Below are 19,260 nucleotides of genomic sequence, written 5' to 3'. Positions count from 1 at the left end.
GTGGCGCCGTGTCCTGGGAGTGCGGTAGGTGGCGGACTCGAGCAGTGCCGTGTGACCGGGAATGCTGACATGGCGGATTGGGGGATTCGCAGCTGGTTGTTGGGGCGGGCACAATCGGCGGATGGGTATTACCGGGTCTGTTGATGTGGTTGCTGCTTTGCGGCGGGCGGGGTGTGTGTTCGCCGAAGAGGAGGGCGCGTTGCTGATCGAGGCGGCGGGTGCTGATTCAGCGCGGCTCGACGGGCTTGTGGCGCAGCGGGTTTCGGGGGTGCCGCTCGAATATCTGTTGGGGTGGGTGGAGTTTCGTGGGATGCGGGTCGGGGTGCGGGCGGGGGTGTTCGTGCCGCGTCAGCGGACTGCGTTCCTGGTCGAGCAGGCGTTGCGGGATGTGGCGGCGGAGTCGGTTCGTGTCGTCGATCTGTGTTGCGGTTGTGGGGCACTCGGGCTCACGGCTGCCACGGAACTGACCGGGCGTGGATGTTCGGTCGAGTTGATCGCCGCGGATATCGATCCGGTGGCGGTGGCGTGTGCGCGGGAGAATCTGGCCCCGCTGGACGCACCCGTGTACGAGGGTGACCTCTTCGACGCGCTCCCCACCGAGCTGCGCGGGCGCGTCGACGTACTCCTCGCGAATACACCGTACGTGCCGAGCGCCCGCATCGCCGATCTGCCACCGGAAGCGCGTGAGCACGAGCCACTCGTCGCACTGGACGGTGGCGACGACGGTCTCGCGATCTTCCGCAGGGTCGCCGCGGGGGCGGCGCACTGGCTGGCACCCGGCGGCTCGGTATACGTGGAAACCGGGACGGGACAGGTGGATTCGGCGCTGGCCGTGCTTCGCGAGCACGGATTGGTGCCCCGGGTCGAGCATTCCGAGGAGTACTACGCCACGGTGGTGATCGGCACCCGCCGGGACTGAGCAGACACAACGATGCCCCCGCCGACCATCGGGTCGGCGGGGGCATCGCGCTGGCTACTTACGTCCGGTGAAGTGATCCATCGAGTGGTACACGCCGACCGCGTTGAGGTACAGATCGCGGATCTTGATCGGCAGCAGACCGGTGAGCGCGCGGTTCATCCGCGAGGTCCACGGCAGCACCACCAAGGCGCCACCGTTCTTCATCTCCCGCCACGAGGTGTCGACGACGTCGTTCTGCTCGAGCATGGGGGTGAACAGGATGCCCTTGGCGCCGTCGAACATGCCGGTGTTGATGTAGGTGGGACAGACCGTTGTCACCTTCACGTGGTCGTGTCCGGCCTGCTCGAGCTCGAGCCGCACCGAATCCGACCAGCCGAGCGCCGCCCACTTCGACGCCGCGTACACCGCCATGCGCGGGTTGGCGACCAGACCGGCCGAGGACGCGATGTTGAGGATGCGCGCCTGACCGGCACCGGCCACCATGCCGGGCAGGAACTCGAGGGTGACGTACATCGGGGCCAGCGAGTTGATCGCCATGGTCTTGTCGATGTCGGCGCGGTTCTCGGTTTCCCAGAAGTAGGTGTTGCCGCGCACGATCCCGGCGTTGTTGACCAGGATGTCGATGCCGCCGATCTCCTTGCGGACGGCCTCGCCGTTCTCGCGGATGGAGTCCTGCGACGACACGTCGACCACGTACTGATGCACCTTGCCGCCCTGCGCGGACAGCTGTGCGGCCGTCTCACGCAAGGCGATCTCGTTGATGTCCCACAGCACCACCGCGTCGGCACCCTCACGCACCGCGTGCTCGGCGAACAGCTTGCCAAGACCCATGGCGGCGCCGGTGACCAGCACCCGCTTGCCCGCGACCGATTCCATCTTCATGTGCTACCTACCCCTGCTCGTTCGTGCGCGCTACTTCTGGCGCAGCGTCTTCATGGCACCGAGAACCAGCGTCATCGTCTTGGCCCACAGCTGCTCGGACATACCGGGCAGCGGCCCGATCGGCAGCACACGCTGCACCGCGACGGTCTGGGTGTCGACGTACTTCAGCAGGCCCTCGGGGCCGTGGCGACGGCCCTGACCCGAGATCCCGAGACCACCCGAGGGTGCGTCGATGCTGCCCCAGGCGGCGGCGAAACCGTCGTTGACGTTCACCGATCCGGCGTTGATCCGTGCCGCGACCTCGCGGGCCCGGTCCACGTCGCGGCTCCACACGCTGGCGTTGAGACCGTAGGCGGTGTCGTTGGCCGCCTCGATGGCGTCTTCGTCGGAGTTCACCTTGTAGACCGAGACGACCGGGCCGAAGGTCTCCTCGCGGTAGACCGTCATGCCGGGGGCCACGTCCACGAGCACGGTCGGCTCGTAGAAGTAGGGGCCGAGGTCGGGACGGGGGCGGCCACCGGCGAGGACCTTGGCGCCCTTGGCGACCGCGTCGTCCACGTGGGCGGTGACGGTGTCGAGCTGACGCTGGAAGGTCAGCGAACCCATGTCGCGGCTGTAGTCGAGTTCGCCGCCGAGCGACATGTTCTTGACGTTGCCGACGAATTCGGCGACGAACTGGTCGTAGACCGAGGCGTCGACGTAGATGCGTTCCATCGACTCGCACAGCTGACCGGCCGAGGAGAAGCACGCCCGCACAGCCACTTTCGCGGCCTTGGACACGTCGGCGTCGGCGAGGACGAGCAGCGGGTTCTTGCCGCCGAGCTCGAGCGAGTAGCCGATCAGGCGTTCACCCGCCTGCTGGGCGATGGTGCGGCCGGTGGCGCTGGAACCGGTGTAGTCGACGTAGTCGGCACGCGCGATCACGTCGCCACCGATCTCGCGGCCGCGCCCGAGCACCGCCTGCCACAGCCCGCGCGGCAGACCCGCGCGCTCGGCGGCGTCGATGGCCCACAGGGCCGACAGCGCGGTCTGGTTGTCGGGGCGCGCGATCACCGCGTTGCCCGCGACCAGGGCGGGCAGGGCGTCGGAGGCCGACAACGCGAGGGGGTAGTTCCACGGCGAGATGACCGCGACGACGCCCTTGGGGCGGTTGTGCACGTCGACGGCGGTGAGCACCGGGAGCACACCGCGCGGCTTGCGGTCGGCCAGCAGTTTGGGGGCGACGGCGGCGTAGTAGCGCGAGTTCAGCGCGACGTCGGCGACCTCGTCGAAGGCGTGCGGTCGCGACTTGCCCGTCTCGGTCTGCACGATGTCGAGCACCGTCTCCTGCTCGGCGAGCACGATGTCGTGGAAGCGGCGGACGATCTCGACGCGCTGCTTGACCGGCACCTTGGCCCAGTCGCGCTGCGCGTGCCGGGCGACGGCGAACGCGCGGTCGATATCGGCGATCGAGGACTGGGGCAGGTCACCGATCTTGTGGCCGGTAGCGGGAGCGAAGACCTCGACCGACGGTGCGCCACCGGCGACGGCCCGGTCGAACAGAGGCTTGACCAGCGTTTTCGGCAGCGCGGTCGGTTCGGCGGTCAATTCGGGGGCGGTCGTCATTGTCGGCCCTTCTCCTCACCAGGTGGTCGCGCGGTGCAGGCGCGGATATTCGGCTATTTGCTGAACACTGGTGTTAGATTAATGCGTGGGCCCGGGTTCGTGTCAAGCTTTCGGCAGCGAGTTCGCCGACGGAGTGGAGGTGCGATGACCGAGGAGGCGACGTCGGTGCGTCGCGGTAGGCCACCGCAGACCCAGGAGCAGGCCGAGGAAGTGCGCGCCCGGATCGTCGAGGCGACCGCGGCGGTGTTCGCGCGCAATGGTTCGCGCGGGTTGAGTGTCGCCCAGATCATCGAGCAGGCCGGTCTGGCGCGCCCGACCTTCTACCGGTACTTCAGCAATGCCGCCGAACCGTTGCGCGCGGTGCTCGACGCGAGCAACGACGGGCTGGTCGGTGGGATCAGCGCGGCGCTGGCCGGGACCGACGAGCCGGTGCAGTTGGGCATCCGGCTCATCGACGCCTATGTGGACTGGGCGCGTGGGCACGGTGCGATGTTGCGGCCGTTGTTCGCCGAGTTGCACGATCCGGGTTCGCCGGTGTCGGCCTATCGGGAACGCGCGCTCGACGACATCCGCGATCTGGTGCGCAAGACGTTCGGCGAGCTCGGCCGTACGGTGCCCGCGCCGCTCGATCTGGACGCGGCGCTGCACGTGTGCGAATACGTCGTCTACCGGCTCACGGCCGATGCCGAGCCGGGCAGCGATCCTGACCCGATCCTGGTGTCGGAGGCGAGGGTGACCATGATCCGCATCCTGCTGGTCACCCTCGGCACACGCGACGACCTCGCCTACGCGATGGAACTGCCCGGCCTGTTCCCGGATTCCTGAGTACGCTGCGGGCGGCTCGCCGCGACGAGCGCGACCGACAGCAATGCCGCACCGAGCCAGCCCATCGGCGACAGGCGTTCGGCGAGCACCAGCACCGCCAGCAGAGTGCCGGTGAGTGGCTCGAGCAGGGCGAGCAGGGCGCCTGTTCCCGCGCCGACACCGGTGAGACCGCGGAAGTACAGCGTGTATGCGATCGCGGTGGGGAACAGTCCGAGCGCGAGAATCGTCACCACCGAGCCGGGGGCGAGATCGACGGCTCCTGTGGTGAGAACGGCCGGGACGGCGAGCACAATCGCGCCGATGGTGAATCCGACTCCAGTGGCGGTCACCGGGTCCAGGCCCGGCACCTCGGCCGCCGAGACCAGTGTGAGCAGCGCGAACGCCGACGCCGCGGCGACTGCGAGCGCCGCACCGAACAGCACACCGGAACCGCCCGCACCCGGAGTTCCGACGAGCAGGACCAGGCCGAGGAGTGCGAGGGCGATGCCTGCCGCGCGGCCTGTATCGAGGCGTTGTCGGCCGGTGACGTATTCGAGCCCGGCGACGATCACCGGGGCCATGCCGATGGTGAGCAGCGTCGCCAGGCTCACCGACGACAGCGCCACGGCACCGAAATAGCAGCCCTGGAAAATCGGCGCGAGCAGGGCGATCGCGGCGATGCGACGCCAGGCTGGTCCACCGCGCGGTATCGCGCGCCGGGTGAGCACGCACAGCCCGAGCAGCAGCAGGCCGCCGACCGCCAGCCGCACAGTGGCGACCGCAACCGGTGACAGTCCCGTCCCGCGCTGGACCACAGTGCCGAGCAGTCCGCCGGTCCCCCACAGGACGCCCGCGAGAACGAGTTCGGTGATGCCTGCCCGGCGGAGTGCGGTGGGCCGGGACACTCGCCCGGCAAGAAGAGAAGACATGAAAGCTCCTGCGACAGAAGGAATGAGTGGTCGCGAGAAGCGAGGTGCGGACATGCGGAACCGCTGTGCCGTCGACCCGACGGCGGGGGCCTGCCGACCCGCGCGGCGCGCGGGGGCACCTCGCTCAGGAGGTGGGCGGCGGGGTGCAGCGGAAACGCGGGTTCACCCGGCCGAGGGTACTCCACACACAATCTCCACATTTGGCGACGCAACCCTCCACACCCGGTCGCTAGGGTCGCAGCATGGAACTCAGTGGGGGTACGGCGCGGCGGGTCCTCGTCGTCGACGACGAGGTGACGATCGCCGAGTCGGTGGCGGCGCGTTTGCGCGCCGAGGGATTCACCGTCGACCTGGCGCACGACGGTCCGGCGGCAGTGGCCGCCGCGGCGGCGGGGGAACCGGATCTGGTGGTGCTCGATGTGATGCTGCCCGGCTTCGACGGTCTCGAGGTGTGCCGGCGGATTCAGGCCGAGCGTTCGGTTCCGGTGCTGATGCTCACCGCGCGCACCGACGAGACCGACCAGCTGATCGGGCTCGGTGTCGGTGCCGACGACTATCTGACCAAACCGTTCTCCATGCGGGTGCTGGCCGCCCGGGTGCACGCGCTGCTGCGGCGGGTGGACCGGGCCACCGAACGCGGCGACAGCAGCATCGTCGTCGGTGATCTGCGGATCGATCTCGCCGAGCGCCGGGTGTGGCGGGGCGAGGCCGAAGCACGGCTCACCCCACTGGAATTCGATCTGCTCACCCGGTTGGCGCAGCGGCCGCGTGCGGTGCTGGCCAGGGAGCGGTTGCTGGAGGACATCTGGGACTGGTCGGACGCGGCGGGCACCCGGGCGGTGGATTCGCATGTGAAAGCGTTGCGGCGCAAGCTCGGTGCCGACCTCATCCGCACCGTGCACGGTGTCGGCTACGCCTTGGACGCGCGATGAGCGTGCCGACCGCACTGGACCGGATCGCCGACCGGTTGCCTCGCCCGCTCGACCCACTGCGCTCGATCAAGCTGAAACTCGCTGTGCTGATGGTCTGTTCGGGTGCGGTGGCGTTCGCCTACTTCTGGTTCCGGATCGGCTGGTTGCCGACGTTCACCACCCTGACCGCCATGTTCATCGCGTTGGTCACCTCGCAGATCCTCGCGCACGGCATCACCCGGCCGCTGCGCGAGATGACGGCGGCGGCCCGGCGAATGGCCCAGGGCGACTACAGTTTCCGGGTGCGGGCGTCGTCGCGGGACGAAGTGGGCCAGCTGGCGACCGCGTTCAACCAGATGGCCGCCGATCTGGCCGCCGCCGACCGGCAGCGCCGCGATCTCATCGCGAATGTGTCGCACGAATTGCGCACACCGGTCACCGCGCTGCACGCCGTACTCGAGAACATCGTCGACGGGGTGAGCGACCCCGACCCGGCCACCCTGCGCACCGCGCTGGCGCAGACCGAACGGCTCGGGTTGCTCGTCGCCGAACTACTCGACCTGTCGAGCATCGAAGCGGGGGCCAGTCCCCTGGATCGCGAAACCCTTCCGCTGACAACACTTCTGACAGAGGCCATTGCCGAGGCCGAGGTGATGACGGCCGCGCTGGGTCGCGGGGTGCGGTTCACCACGACGGTCGAACCGGCCGACGCGGTGGTCCTCGGTGACCGCTCCCGGCTGCACCAGGTGCTGTTCAACCTCCTCGACAACGCCGCCCGGCACGGACCCGCAGGCGGTGAGGTGCGCGTGACCGCCCGCGCCGATGCCGACACGGTGGTCCTCGAGATCCAGGACGACGGCCCAGGCATCCCGGAAGCCGACCGCGCCACCGTCTTCGACCGTTTCACCCGCGGCGGGCGCACCGACGGCGGCGGTACCGGGCTCGGCCTCGCCATCGCCCGCTGGGTCGTCGACCTGCACGGCGGCACGATCGCGGTGGCCGACCCCGGCTCGCGCATCCGGGTAGTCCTGCCCACCTCCTGACTCACCCACATCACCACCCCCGACCACTGGTCCCGGGGGCGGACGAGCACACCTATTTTCGAGGGGAAACATGACGAAATCGACCACAGAGCGGTCCGGCGAGGACAACGAACTTCCCGATGCCACACCGGATCCGGCGGACTCTGCCGGATCAGGTGCGGAACGCCGAGACTCTCCCACGCCCACCACACCCGAGGCCCGAGTTGAGCCGAGCCCAGAGGCAGGCCCCGTCGCCCTCGCCGTGCCGGACACCGCCCGACCCGAGGCGAAACCCGATGCCGCCCCACCCGGCGCGAAGGAGCAGAGCGAGCTCGGAGCGCCACACCACGGCGCCGATTCCGGCGATTCGACCGCGAATTCTGTTGCGCAGAAGGGCAATCAGCCGTCCGATACCGCGCAGTCCGGTGATTCGGACACTGCAACTGCCGATTCCGGCGCTGACACCACTGCCCCGGCGCGCGAACCTTTCCAGTCCGATTCGACCCCCGCACCGGATAGAGCCGCGCCCAACGGATCACCAGGCTCCGTGGTCGAGCCGACGACATCCCCCGCCAGCCGGTCGGCATCGGGCACTTCTACTCCCCCGTCCTGGACGTCCGGCTGGCAGGCAGCCGCCGTGGAACCGATGTCGCCCATCCGGCACACCGCAGCACCACCACGTCCCCCGACCCCACCGCGCTGGCGCCGCGTCGCCCGCCCGTCCGGCGTCCTTCCGGCCGCAGCGCTCGTCGGCGTCGTCGGCGCCACCGTGATCCCCACCGACCGCCCCGGCATCGGCTGGCTCCTCACCGGCACCGCCATCACCGCCGCCCTCTGCGCCGTCGACCAGCGAGCGCGCAGAAGTACCACGCGAACGTCGGAGCGAATTCCTGGCGCCGCCGGTGATTCAGCGAATCCCGGAGAGAAGCCGGTAGCCGCGGACTCGACGACGGCGCCGAATGCGACCGGCACCCGAGTCGTGGACGGCTCGCGGACCGAGCAGACGAAGACCATCCCGCCCTCGATGCCCGCCACCGCGACGCCCAGCGCACGCTCGGATACGTCTACGAGCGCAGCCGCGGAATCAGAGGCCGACACCAACACGGCCGCGCGCGCGAGCACCGAGATTCCTGCGGGACCCGGTGCGAATGCGGGCACGCGCCCGGGTGACAGCGCAGACGCCGGCCCAATTGCGAGTGCGGAATCCGGTGCGAGTCCGCACGGAAGGGTCAGTCCGAGCGTCAATGCCACACCGAACCCGGCAGCCGCCGCGAGTCCGGCGACCAGTGCGAGTCCAACAGCCCCTCCGGGTCCAGCACACACTGCGAGTCCAGCAACCAGTGCGAGTCCAACAACCGCTACGAGTCCGGCAACCAGTGCCGGTCCGGCAACTGGTGCGGGTGGGGTGACGGCTCCTGAGGTTGTGGCTGCTGGTGGGGACAGCGGGATTGCCGGGGCCGGTGCGGGTTTCGTTGGTGCGGGACGGGGCGGAGGGGCCGGGGGATCGGTCGTGCGGGTGGTGCAGCGGGTGGCGTTGCGGTGGGGGCGTAGTTGGTGGGTCGGGTTGGCGCTGGTTCTGTTGGGGGTCGGGGCTGTTCGGGCGGCGGGGTGGTTGTTCGCGTGGTGTGTGATCGGGGCCTGTGTGGCGGGGTCGTTCGCGGTGTTGGGGCGGCGGAGTACGCGGGGTGTGTGGTTCGACATGATCGCGGTGCCGATCGAGTCGTTCGTCGCTGTGCCGTGGGCGTTCTCGGGGGTGCGGCAGGCCGGGACGACCGAGTTGTCGCGGGTGCGGCGGTACGGGGTTTCGGTGGCCGCGACGGCAGTGCTGCTCGTGGTTTTCGTGCCACTGCTCGGTGGGGCCGACGCGACGTTCGCGACGCTGTTGAGCGGGCTGGTGCCCGAGGTGGACTCCGCTGCCGCCTGGGAGCGGCTGGTGCTGTTCGCCGTGCTGGGCATGGGCGCGTTGGGTGCGCTGTACCTGCTGGCCGGACCGCTGCCCGCCGCCGGCGAGACCGTCCGGCCGAGGCGGTTGTGGACGCGCAGTGAGTGGGCGTTGCCGGTGGCGGTGCTCGCGGTGTTGTTCGGGGTGTTCCTCGGTGGCCAGTTCGTCGCCCTGTTCGGCGGCGACGACTACGTGCAGCGCACCGCCGGGCTCACCTACGCCGAGTACGCGCGGAGCGGGTTCTGGCAGCTGTCGGCGGTGAGCATCCTCGCCCTGGCGGTGATCGCCACCGTCCTGCACTTCTCGGCCAAGGACACCGCCGCCGACCGGCTGTGGGTGCGGGTGCTGCTCGGTGTGGTCAGCCTGCTGACGCTGATCATCGTCGTTTCCGCGCTCGGCCGCATGTGGACCTACCAGCAGGCCTACGGGTTCACGGTGCTGCGTCTGCTGGTGTCGATGTGCGAGCTGTGGGTCGGGTTGCTGTACGTGCTGATGCTGGTCGCGATCGGACGGCTGCGGTGGAGCTGGGTGCCGCGCGCCGCCGTCGGCACCGCCTTGGCCACGCTCGTCGCCCTCGCGGTGATCAACCCGGAATACCTTGTCGCCGAACGGAATATCGACCGGTGGGAACAGAACGGGCGGCTCGACACCGCCTACCTCACGACCCTGTCCCCCGATATCCTCCCGGCTCTGCGCGGGCTCCCCGACCCGCTCCGGGCCGAGATCGAGCCGAACATCCGCAGAGGCCTCGACGACGACCCCTGGTGGGCCTGGAACCTCTCCCGCAGCTCCGCCCGCTGACCTGGGCGCTCGATCACCACGCTCTGGTGGCGGGATTTCAGCCCGAAATCCCGCCACCGGAGCGTGGTGATCTCGATCCGACGTCAGGTGGCGAGGGTGGTACGGGTGAGACCGCTGGCGCGCAGGACGCGGCGGGCGATGGCGGCGCGGATGGCGTCCTCGGTACCGATGATGCGCACGTGGGTGCGGGCGCGGGTGATCGCGGTGTAGAGGAGTTCCCTGGTGAGGAGCGTGGATTCGGGTTCGGGCAGGACCACCGAGACGGTGTCGTACTGGCTGCCCTGGCTGCGGTGGATGGTCATCGCGAAAACCGTGACGACCGAAGGGAATTGGGTGGGATGCACGAGGTAGGGCTCACTGCCGCGTTGCAGGGCGGCCCGCAGGGAACCGTCGGGTCGGCGGATGATGACACCGGTGTCGCCGTTGTAGATGCGCGCCTCGTGGTCGTTGGCGGTGACGAGCAGCGGTTGACCCGGGTACCACACCGCTTGTGGCCCTTCGGGTCCCGCGCCACCGGCAGCCGCCCATTCGGCCGCCATCCGATCCCACCGCTCGACACCGAACGGGCCCTGCCGATGCGCGCAGAGCAGACGATGTGATTCCAGCGCGCCGAGCGCACCGACCGCGTCACCGGCTTCCGCAGCCTCCGTGACAGCGAGCGCCGCGGTGGTCACGTCGGCGCGCACCGCACGGATATCGTCAGGACCACACAGTGATACGTCGTCTCCCCCGGCGCGCAGAATCGCCAATGCAGCATCGGCATCCCCGGCACGCACGGCGACAGCCAGATCCGCGATCCGCCCACCGAAGCGCCGCCCACGGGTCAGTCGCACGATGCCACCCTGCAGACGCCGCATCTCCAGCGCACTGAGCGAATCGACTTCCTGCGCAGGCGAATTCGCGGGCATTCCTTCGCCGTCAGCGGCAGAGGTTCCGGCTGCCGCATCGGTCACAACGGCGGCGTCATCGCCGGAGGCGGTCTCTTCCCCCGCACGAGCCGCAGCGGATGCTGACCCGGTGCCGGATATCAGGAGTTCGCGCAGGGCCGGGTTCGGGACGCCGACGACCGGTCCGGCGACGAGGTCGGCCAGGACGGCGCCCGCGTCGACGGAGGCGAGCTGGTCGGGGTCGCCGACGAGGACGAGGCGGGTGTCGGGGCGCAGGGCCGAGAACAGGTGGCTCATCATCGTGAGCGAGACCATGGAGGTTTCGTCGACGACCACCACGTCGTAGGGCAGACGGTTGTGGGCGTGGTGACGGAAACGGGTGGTGCGGCCCCGTTGCCAGCCGAGCAGGCGGTGCAGGGTGGACGCGGTGAGCTCGGGGAGGCCGAGTTCGGCGGCCTGGTCGCGCACGGCTTCCTGCAGGCGGGCCGCTGCTTTGCCGGTGGGGGCGGCCAGGGCGATGCGCAGGGCGGGCAGTTTGGGGTTCGCCCTGCGGTGGGCCGTCAGCAGGGCCAGGATTCGGGCAATCGTGTGGGTTTTGCCGGTGCCGGGACCACCCGCGACGACGGTGGTCCAATGAGTGGCGGCCAGGGCTGCGGCGAGGCGTTGCCGGTCGGGGCCCTCGCCGAGGGGGTCGGCGAACAGGCGGTCGAGTTCGGCACGCACGAGGGCGGTGTCGACGACGGGGTGGTCGGCGCTGCGTTCGACAAGTGCCCGGCGCAGCGTCTGTTCCTGCTGGTAGTAGCGGTCGAGGTAGAGCAGCGCCCCACCGTCGGCATCGGCCTCGACCACCCGTAGCGGACGCAACGGTCCGGCCTGACCACCCTGCACGAGTGGACTGGCCCGCAGCGCCGTGAGCACCCGGTCCGTCTCGGGCCACGGCAGTGTCGCGGGATCGATACCGGTTGCGGCATCACGACTTTCGTCGGCATCGACACCGATCTCACGCATCCGCGCCAGCTCGAGACACACCGATCCCGACCGCACCGCACGCACGGCGAGCGCCGCCGCGAACAACACGTCCTCACTGTCCTCACGCCCGAGCCGCCCCAACCGCACGGCCACATGCACGTCGGCAGCCGACAGCACACCTGCCTCGTTGAAGACCCGCAGCAGACCGGTCCCCCGCTGCGCCACCTGAATCGATGTCACCTTCTCGCTCTCCCACCGATCCGCCGCCCATAGGCGGGACGCTGGTCTTCGTCGCGGGCGCGGTCATCCGCCGACATCGCTGTCCTGGAATGTCCCCGCATGCCGAGGGCCGGCCGCACGACCGTGTCGGGTCGAAGGTGCGGATGCACTCCCCGATGCGCGTCCGGATCCGTCGGTGCGGATCCTTGGGCGTCGGTCGACCGGACGCACCCGGCGGAAACAGCTGCGCCCGTCATCGAGGACCCTCCCCGGCGAGCAGATCCGACAGTGTCACAACGAGTTCGGCGGGTGGGTACCAGTCGAAGACGCCGTGGCCGGGTGGGGTGTCGGCGCCGATCATGCCTCGGACGAACAGGTAGCGGGCGCCGCCGAGGTGGCGGGTCGGATCGTAGTTCGGGAGGCGCCAGCGCAGATAGCGGTGCAGCGCGACGGCATACAGCAGTGCCTGCAACGGGTAGTGGGAGCGGATCATTTCCGCGAGCATGTGTTCGCGACGGTAGTGCTCGACAGTGAGGTCGCCGGTGCCGAGCCGGTTGGTTTTGTAGTCGACGATCACGTACTGGAAGTCACCGTCGCCGGGGACCCGCAGCACGGCGTCGATGCTGCCGGTGAGGTAACCGCGCAGCACCGTCTCGGGTAGGGCTGCGAGGTGATCGGCATAGCCTGACAGGTCGTCGTCCGGTGGAAGGTGGGTGCGCAGCAGGGCGGCGATATCGCGCAGGGTGGCGGCCCGGCCGCGCGGGTCGTCACCGCCGCCGAGGGGTAGTTCGAACTCGAGCTCGTTGAGCCGGTCCCTGGTCGGGATGCGGGCCAGCGAGCCGAAATCGGCCGGCGTGCACAGGACTTGGAACAGTGCCTCCGACAGCAGGTCGACATCGAGTTCGGCCATGGTGTGCTCGACCGCTTCGGCACACCGCGCGCGTACCTCGGCCGCGAGGTCGGTGACGGAGGTGTCGACCGTTTCGAGCACGCTGTGCACGAGGGTGCCGAATTCGGCACCGTAGGGCAGGGCGTTCATCAGCGACGGTGCCGCCGCGACCACCGTCGGCACGTCGAGCGGCGGGGTGTCCGGTTCGTCGTCGGGACCCGGCCCGTCCTCGGGTTCGCTGTCGTTGACCGAGGCCAGGTCGTGCGCGCCCGCGGTGAGGGCCGAGTAGGAGGTGCGCCGCCACAGCTGGTCGAGGGGCCGGTCGAATTCGGCGGCTGCCAGCTCACCGGTGGGTAGTTCGGTGCGTACCCGGCGCGGCGCCACGTTCTCGGGGCGGTCGACCGCCGTCACCGAGATCACGTCGGCGGCCGGGGCAGCCCATTCCGAAAGGCGTTGCAGGGCAGCCGCGTCGGCGGGAATCTCGGCACGCCTGGGTACCTGCGACGCACCGGGACGACGGCCGAGGATCATCCGGTGCAGCGGCGCGGCACCCGTGGTGACGGCGGGCGCCCACCAGGTGACCACCTGACACATCGCCCGGGTCGCCGCCACATACAGCAGCCGCAGTTCTTCGCCGGATTCCTCGGCCTCGCAGCGCAATTGGCGTTCGCTGTAACCGGGGGCGTCCTTGCCGCCGATGTCGAGCACCCGGGTGCCGTTGTCGTCGTGGAACAGCAAGGTCGCCGGGTAAGGGTTCTTGGCACTGTCCCACGCGAAAGGCAGGTACACGATGGGGAATTCGAGTCCCTTGCTGGCGTGCACCGTGGCGATCTGGACGGCGGCGGCGTCGCGGTCGAGACGGCGGCTGCGCCCGCTCACCGAACCCGCCTCCGGGTCGCGGACCCGGTCGGCCAGCCAGCGGGTGAGGGCGGTCAGACCGAGCCCTTCGGTGTGGGCGACTTCGTCGAGGAGACCGGCCAGGTGACGCAGGTCGGTGAGTTCGCGCTCGCCGTTGTCGACGGCGAGCAGTCGGGGCGCGAGTTCGGTTTCGGTCGCGAGCTTGTCGAACACGGCGGCGAATCCGGCGCGGGCGAACAGGCGGGCCGCCTCACGCAGCTGTGTGGAGATCCGCCCGACGAGATCGGCACCACCGGCATCGATCTCGGCGAGCGTGACGCCGAGGATCGGTGTGCAGGCCGCCAACCGCACGCGGTCACCGCGATGAGGTTGCTCGAGTGCGCGCAGAACCCACAGCCAGTCGGTGGCGGCCGGCGTCGCGAAAACACTTGTGCCACCGGCGAGTACGGAGGCCACACCGACCCGGTCCAGGGCGGCGCGCACCACGTCGATCTGAGTGCGGGTGCGCACCAGCACCGCGATGTCGCCGGGACCGATCGGTCTGCGCACCCGGCCGTCGCCGACCTCGGTGAGCGAATAATCCGCGCCGCGTTCGGGTTTGGCCTCGATGCTGGTACCGGATTCGAGCAGCGTGACGATGTCGGCGGCGAGATCCTCGGCCACCTTCGCGCGCTGCCTGCCGACCGACGGGAACCCCGACTTGTTCCGCGGCCCGGCACCGGTACGCGGCAGTACCCGCAGCCGCAACGGGGTGACGACCTCCGGGTCGCCGTGCAACCGGGTGTCGGCGCGGGTCGCGGCGACCGGGTACACGCTGATCTCCGGATGACCCAGTTCCGCGCCGCCACAGAGGTGATCGATCGCGCGCAACAGTCCGGCATCGCTGCGCCAGTTGCGGGTGAGTTCGCTGCGCTGTCGCGCGTGCGCCACCGCGTCGAGATAGCTGAGCACCTCCGCGCCACGGAAGGCGTAGATGGCCTGTTTCGGGTCGCCGACCAGCACCATGGTGGCGTGTTCGTGGAAGGCGCGGCGCAGGATGTCCCACTGCAGCGGGTCGGTGTCCTGGAATTCGTCGACGAGCGCCACCCGGTAGCGCTCGCGGATACGGGCACAGGCCGCGCGACCGTGCACCGGGTCGGCGAGCACGTCGTGCAGCAGCACGAGCAGGTCGTCGAAGTCACGCAGTCCCGCACGGCGTTTGCGGCGGTCGGTTTCGGCGCGCACGGCGGTCGCGAACGCCACCCGTTCGCCTGCGGCGCCCTCGGTGCGTGGCGCGAGTTCGGCGTGCCGGTCGTGGACAGCGGCCAGCGCGAGGATATGCGCGTCACGCAGGGTGAAGGGGGCGCGGTCGCGGGCGTAGCGGGCCAGATACAGGTCGTCGGTGACGGTTGCGACGAGGTCGTCGACCGATTCGACCAGCCGGGCGCCGGGGTCGTGTTCGCCCGCCAAGCCGAGTTCGTCGAGCATGCGCTGGCAGAACGAGTGGGTGGTGGCGATGGTGCCCGCGTCGAAATCGGCGAGAGCGGCGAGCAGCCGGCGGCGGCGCAGCTGTACCGTCGCCGGGTCGGCGGCGGCGAGGGCCCGCACCAGTTCGTCCGGATGTGCCTGTGCCGCAGCGGGTTCGGCGAGTGCGGTGGCAACGGTGACAAAGCGGTCCCTGGTGCGTTCGCGCAGTTCCTGGGTGGCGGCACGACTGAACGTCACCAGCAGCAGTTCGGTGATCGAGATCCCCTGCTCGGCCACATACCGCACGGCCAGCCCGACGATCGCATGGGTTTTGCCGGTCCCCGCGCTCGCCTCGAGCACGGTGGTGCCCTGCGGCAGCGGTCCCGCCGCATCGAATGCCTCGGTCGGCGGCGCCGACATCATCCCGGTCACCGCTTCGGCCCCTCGTACCAACCGGCTCGCGCCCAGCCCGCCTCGGTCGCCCACAGCGCCCCCACGGGCAGCGATGTCTTCATGGTTGCCCCTGATTTTCGGCGGCGAGCAACGGGCCCCACCAGCGGCGAGCTATGGCACCGAAGCGGGTGGTTTCCGGTTCACCGGGGCGGGCGGGTTCGGCGGTCAGCTGCTCGAAGCGTGGGGCGCGGCCCCAGATGTAGCGCAGGTAGCGGTCGGTGTGGTCGCCGAATTTGTCGGGACCGTTGGGGCCGCCGTCGAAGGCGTGTTCGGCGGCGAGCAGGGCGTCGGCCACGCTGTCGCCGCGGAAGCGGCGTTCGGCGTAGGCGGCGGTGGCGGTGGGGGCGACGGGCAGCGGTTCGCACAGGCCCTCGTCGCGCAGGCGGACCAGGTCGCGCAGGATCGCAAGGGCCGCAGGGGGTTCCGGGGCGGTGATGATCGACCGGGCGACCGGGCGACTGCGGAACTGACCGCGCCCGGTGCTGATCGCCCGCCACGAGCGGTCCTCGGTGGCGGCCAATGCGAGCAGCGAAACCCACGCCGCGAGACGGTGTTTGGGGGCCAGACGGGAGTACGTGGTGCGGACGAGGGTTTCGCCACGAACTTCGGGGACGGTACCCGCGAGGGTCCGGCCGTTGCCGAGGTCGACGGCGATGTCGACGGCGCGCGGGTTCGCCTCGTAGTCAGGCAGGGCGGTGCGCACGATGGTGTCGACGGTGCCCTCCACCTCGTCGAGCACCCGGGTGCCGAAACCGAAGGGCGGCAACGTCCCTCGCCGCCATTCGGCCGCACGCAATCCCGCCGGGTCGGCGCCGGTGAGGCGGGCGGTGAGCATCCGCTCCCCCAGATCCCACTTGGCCAGGCCGTCGAGTTCGATGGGCAACTGGTCGGCGATGTCCTCGGATTCCTCGGGGACCCGCAGGCCGAGGCGCTGCCACAGGAACGCGCGCACCGGGTGTTCGGCGAACGCGATCAGTTCGGCCAGTGCCACGTCCGCGGGCGGGGCGGGCGGGAGTGGTTCGGCGAGCAGCGGTGGGCGCGGGCGGGACGGACGCGCGGCAGCCCGGGCACCCGCGAGCGCGACGGTGTCGAAGCTGCGTGGGCGCTCCGGTGCGAAATTGCGCCGGTCGAAGGCCTGGAGCGGATGCCGGATGTGCACGTCGGACATCGCGGCCGAGCCCACGTGGGTGGCGAGCACGTCGAGTAGTTCGGCCACCGGGACGGCGGGCGGGCGGGCGGCTCCGGTGACCGGGTCGGCGCCGGTGTGCAGCACAAGCAGCTGTTCGGTGGCGGCCATGATCGCGTCGAGCAGCAGCTGCCGGTCCTCGCTGCGGGCGTCGCGTTCACCGATCAGAGGGTCGCGGGCCAGCAGGTCGTCGCCGTCGACGCTGCCGGTACGCGGGAAGATGTCGTCGTCGAGGCCGAGCAGCACCACCACCCGGTGCGGCACCGATCGCATGGGGACCAGCGAGCACACCGTGAGTTCACCGGTGCGGAAGTTGGCGCGCCCGGGTGCGCCCGCGAGCCGGGAGGTCAGCAGCACCGCGACATCGGCCAGCCGCAGCGGCGCGTCACCCGCGTGCTCGGTGGCGGCGACGATCTCGCGGCGCGCTTCGGCCCGGATCCAGGAGTAGGAGTCCGGCACATCGGTGAGCAGCTCGAGCGCGCGCAGCAGCACCGCCGTCCACTGCGCGGCGGGCCGGGGGCCGCGCAGGTCGCGCAGGCAGACCGCGACCCGGTCGACGAACTCGGCGAACCGGCCCGCCAGGTCGACATCGTTGGAGTCGACATCGTCGAGGGGCAGGGCAAGGTCGAGCCAGTCGTCACCGGACTCGTCGGCGGTGACGCCGAGCAGAATGCGGTCCACCGCGGCATTGAGAGTGTTCTGGGCGAAGTCGGCCAGGCCGAACGCCTCCCGCTGGCGCTGCCCGATACCCCAGCGCGCACCGGACTCGGCCGCCCAGCCACGCAGCCGTTCGATGTCGTCGTCGTCGAAACCACAACGGCGGCGCACGCTTTCGGCGGCGGCCAGGTCGAGGACCTGCGTCACGGTGACGCGCCCGTCGGCCAGTTCGAGCAGATCGATCACCACCGCGAGCATCGGGTTGGTCACCGCCCGGCCTCGGTCGGCCAACCGCACCCGCAACTGATGGGCCGGATGTTCCCCGGCTACGGGCTGGTCCCCCGTGCCCGACCCACGCTGCCCGAAGGCTGCCCGCACCAGCGGGGCGTAGGCCTCCACGTCGGGGCACATGATGAGCACGTCGCGTGGTTCCAGCGTCGGATCGGCGGTGAACGTGCGCAGCAACAGATCCCGCAGCACCTCGACCTGCCGGGCCGCACCGTGACAGGCGTGCACCTCGATGCTGCCGTCCGGCACCGCCCCCACCTCCGGGGCACGGTCGTCGCGGATCGCGCACTGCACCCGGCCGAGCAGGGTCGTCGAATCGAGTCGCGCCGGGAGATGACTATCGCTGTCCAGCAACGGGTTCAGCCGCTGCTCCAGCTCCCGGACATCGCGGCCGAGGCCGGTGAGCAAGGGGTGCGAAACGCGATCCGCGGTCCGATCGGCAGAGCGAGGCGACGCCGAGAACCGCTGAACCCCAGCCGGATTCGCCTGCGCCGACTCATCCCGATCAGCGACCGGATCCGAGCCGCCCCCGACCGGTGGACCACCGCTCGCCGAGTCACCCACACCATCGACACCACGCACAGCCGCAGCCGTGCTCGGCGAAGCCGCACCGGACTGCGGAAACGAGGCGTTGCCGGTCGCATCGCGTCCGGCAGCATCGGTGAGTGCCGTCCACAGCACCGGACTCGGATGTGCCAGCCACAGGTGCACCTCGCGATGGGTGGCGAGGGCGGTGAAGACGGCGAGCTGGTCGGCGGGCAGACGGGTGAGGCCGAACAGCGACAGCCGCTCGGGCAGGTCGACGGAAGCAGGGTCGGTGCGCAGCCGGGCGCAGGCGTCGGCGAGGCGTTCGGCGGGGCTCGGGGAGCCGATGGCGGTGCGCAAGGCACGCCACAGCCGCGGCTGCCAGGCCAGGTCGTCGGGCACCGGGCCGCCCGCGCCGTCGGTGTCGAGGCCCGCGACCCAGTCGAGCAGCACAGGCGGGCGCTGAGCGGCGTAGGAGTCGAACAGGGCGGCCAGGTGGGCGGCGGTCGAATAGCGCCTGCCGAGCCGGTGATCGCCGCCGGGCAGCCCGAGGTGGCGGGCCAGGACCGCCGCCCACGGTTCGGCGGCCACCTCGTCGATGACCCGCAGCACCGACCACACCACCCGCTGCCCGGACCACGGGTCGTCCTCGGCGGTGATCCCGTTCGCGGCGGCCAGCACGTCGGCGACCAGCGCGGCAGGTGAGGGGAAGGAGATGTTGGCGGCTACCCCGTCGCCCGCGCCGCCCACGCCGAGCACACCGGACAGCCGTTGCGCCAGCCAGCGCTCGACACCTTTCGCGGGAACGGCGACCACCTCGGTGGCGAAAGGATCACCGGGCGCAACCGCGAGCACCTGCCCGAGACCGTCGGCCAGCGCGTCGGCGCGTTCGGCGCGATGGAGGTGCAACGGCATCCGTCGTTTATACGCCCAGCGACCGACCCGCAATCATGCGACCCCGCCCGCACCCCCGGCAAGAGCTAGTGAAATAGACCACACTGCAACGCGTTACCGGCCACGCCTGCGCCGGGACGAAACCGGGGCGTGGGACTCTGCTGGCTCGGGTGG

The 19,260-nt window shown here is 70.4% G+C and carries 12 protein-coding genes; 5 read left to right on the top strand and 7 right to left on the bottom strand.

The window, feature by feature from the left end; translation table 11 throughout:
* Positions 1–121 precede the first annotated feature (121 nt).
* Entirely contained in the window at positions 122–919 is a 798-nt protein-coding gene (locus AB0F86_RS04005) for a putative protein N(5)-glutamine methyltransferase (RefSeq protein WP_356984373.1), read from the top strand.
* A 54-nt stretch (positions 920–973) separates the two neighbouring features.
* Here AB0F86_RS04005 and AB0F86_RS04000 read toward each other — a convergent pair whose 3' ends face one another.
* Both AB0F86_RS04000 and AB0F86_RS03995 read right to left on the bottom strand, forming a co-directional pair.
* On the bottom strand, positions 974–1,801 hold the full coding sequence (locus tag AB0F86_RS04000) for an SDR family NAD(P)-dependent oxidoreductase (protein ID WP_181699150.1): 828 nt from the start codon (positions 1,799–1,801) through the stop codon (positions 974–976).
* Positions 1,802–1,831: 30 nt separating this feature from the next.
* On the bottom strand, positions 1,832–3,406 hold the full coding sequence (locus AB0F86_RS03995) for a succinic semialdehyde dehydrogenase (protein ID WP_356984371.1): 1,575 nt from the start codon (positions 3,404–3,406) through the stop codon (positions 1,832–1,834).
* A gap of 144 nt (positions 3,407–3,550) precedes the next feature.
* On the opposite strand from AB0F86_RS03995, the gene AB0F86_RS03990 reads away from it, so the two are divergent.
* Positions 3,551–4,231 carry a TetR/AcrR family transcriptional regulator gene (locus AB0F86_RS03990; RefSeq protein WP_067491967.1) on the top strand — a complete coding sequence of 227 codons (681 nt, stop codon included), beginning with the start codon at positions 3,551–3,553 and terminating at the stop codon, positions 4,229–4,231.
* On the opposite strand, the gene AB0F86_RS03985 is transcribed toward AB0F86_RS03990, so the two are convergent.
* On the bottom strand, positions 4,192–5,139 hold the full coding sequence (locus AB0F86_RS03985) for an EamA family transporter (protein ID WP_356984370.1): 948 nt from the start codon (positions 5,137–5,139) through the stop codon (positions 4,192–4,194). The genes AB0F86_RS03990 and AB0F86_RS03985 overlap by 40 nt on opposite strands.
* 242 nt (positions 5,140–5,381) lie before the next feature.
* Between AB0F86_RS03985 and AB0F86_RS03980 the strand changes: the two genes are divergently transcribed.
* A complete protein-coding gene (locus tag AB0F86_RS03980; protein ID WP_181699156.1) occupies positions 5,382–6,071 on the top strand; it encodes a response regulator transcription factor in 690 nt (229 codons plus the stop codon).
* 14 nt (positions 6,072–6,085) lie between these two features.
* A complete protein-coding gene (locus AB0F86_RS03975; protein WP_225280856.1) occupies positions 6,086–7,093 on the top strand; it encodes an ATP-binding protein in 1,008 nt (335 codons plus the stop codon).
* 378 nt (positions 7,094–7,471) lie between these two features.
* Here AB0F86_RS03975 and AB0F86_RS03970 read toward each other — a convergent pair whose 3' ends face one another.
* Positions 7,472–8,194 (bottom strand): hypothetical protein, encoded by a 723-nt coding sequence (locus tag AB0F86_RS03970; protein WP_356984423.1) that lies wholly within the window; start codon positions 8,192–8,194, stop codon positions 7,472–7,474.
* Between AB0F86_RS03970 and AB0F86_RS03965 the strand changes: the two genes are divergently transcribed.
* A complete protein-coding gene (locus AB0F86_RS03965; RefSeq protein ID WP_356984421.1) occupies positions 8,097–9,815 on the top strand; it encodes a DUF4153 domain-containing protein in 1,719 nt (572 codons plus the stop codon). The two genes, AB0F86_RS03970 and AB0F86_RS03965, sit on opposite strands and share 98 nt — an antisense overlap.
* Before the next feature lie 83 nt (positions 9,816–9,898).
* On the opposite strand, the gene recD is transcribed toward AB0F86_RS03965, so the two are convergent.
* The 3 genes from recD to recC all read right to left on the bottom strand — a co-directional run bounded on the left by recD (position 9,899) and on the right by recC (position 19,107).
* The gene (recD, locus tag AB0F86_RS03960) at positions 9,899–11,911 is read right to left on the bottom strand and encodes an exodeoxyribonuclease V subunit alpha (protein ID WP_356984368.1); all 2,013 of its coding nucleotides are present in this window, start codon (positions 11,909–11,911) and stop codon (positions 9,899–9,901) included.
* Between the two features lie 232 nt (positions 11,912–12,143).
* Positions 12,144–15,506 (bottom strand): UvrD-helicase domain-containing protein, encoded by a 3,363-nt coding sequence (locus AB0F86_RS03955; RefSeq protein ID WP_356984419.1) that lies wholly within the window; start codon positions 15,504–15,506, stop codon positions 12,144–12,146.
* 88 nt (positions 15,507–15,594) lie between these two features.
* Positions 15,595–19,107: an exodeoxyribonuclease V subunit gamma gene (recC, locus tag AB0F86_RS03950; protein ID WP_356984367.1), complete on the bottom strand. Its 3,513-nt coding sequence runs from the start codon at positions 19,105–19,107 to the stop codon at positions 15,595–15,597.
* Between the last annotated feature and the right edge of the window lie 153 nt (positions 19,108–19,260).

This window comes from Nocardia sp. NPDC023733 (assembly GCF_040639775.1).
GTDB classification, from domain to species: Bacteria; Actinomycetota; Actinomycetes; order Mycobacteriales; family Mycobacteriaceae; genus Nocardia; species Nocardia rosealba.
The sequence above is the reverse complement of the archived record's forward strand: the minus strand, read 5'-3'. Positions and strand labels throughout refer to the sequence as shown.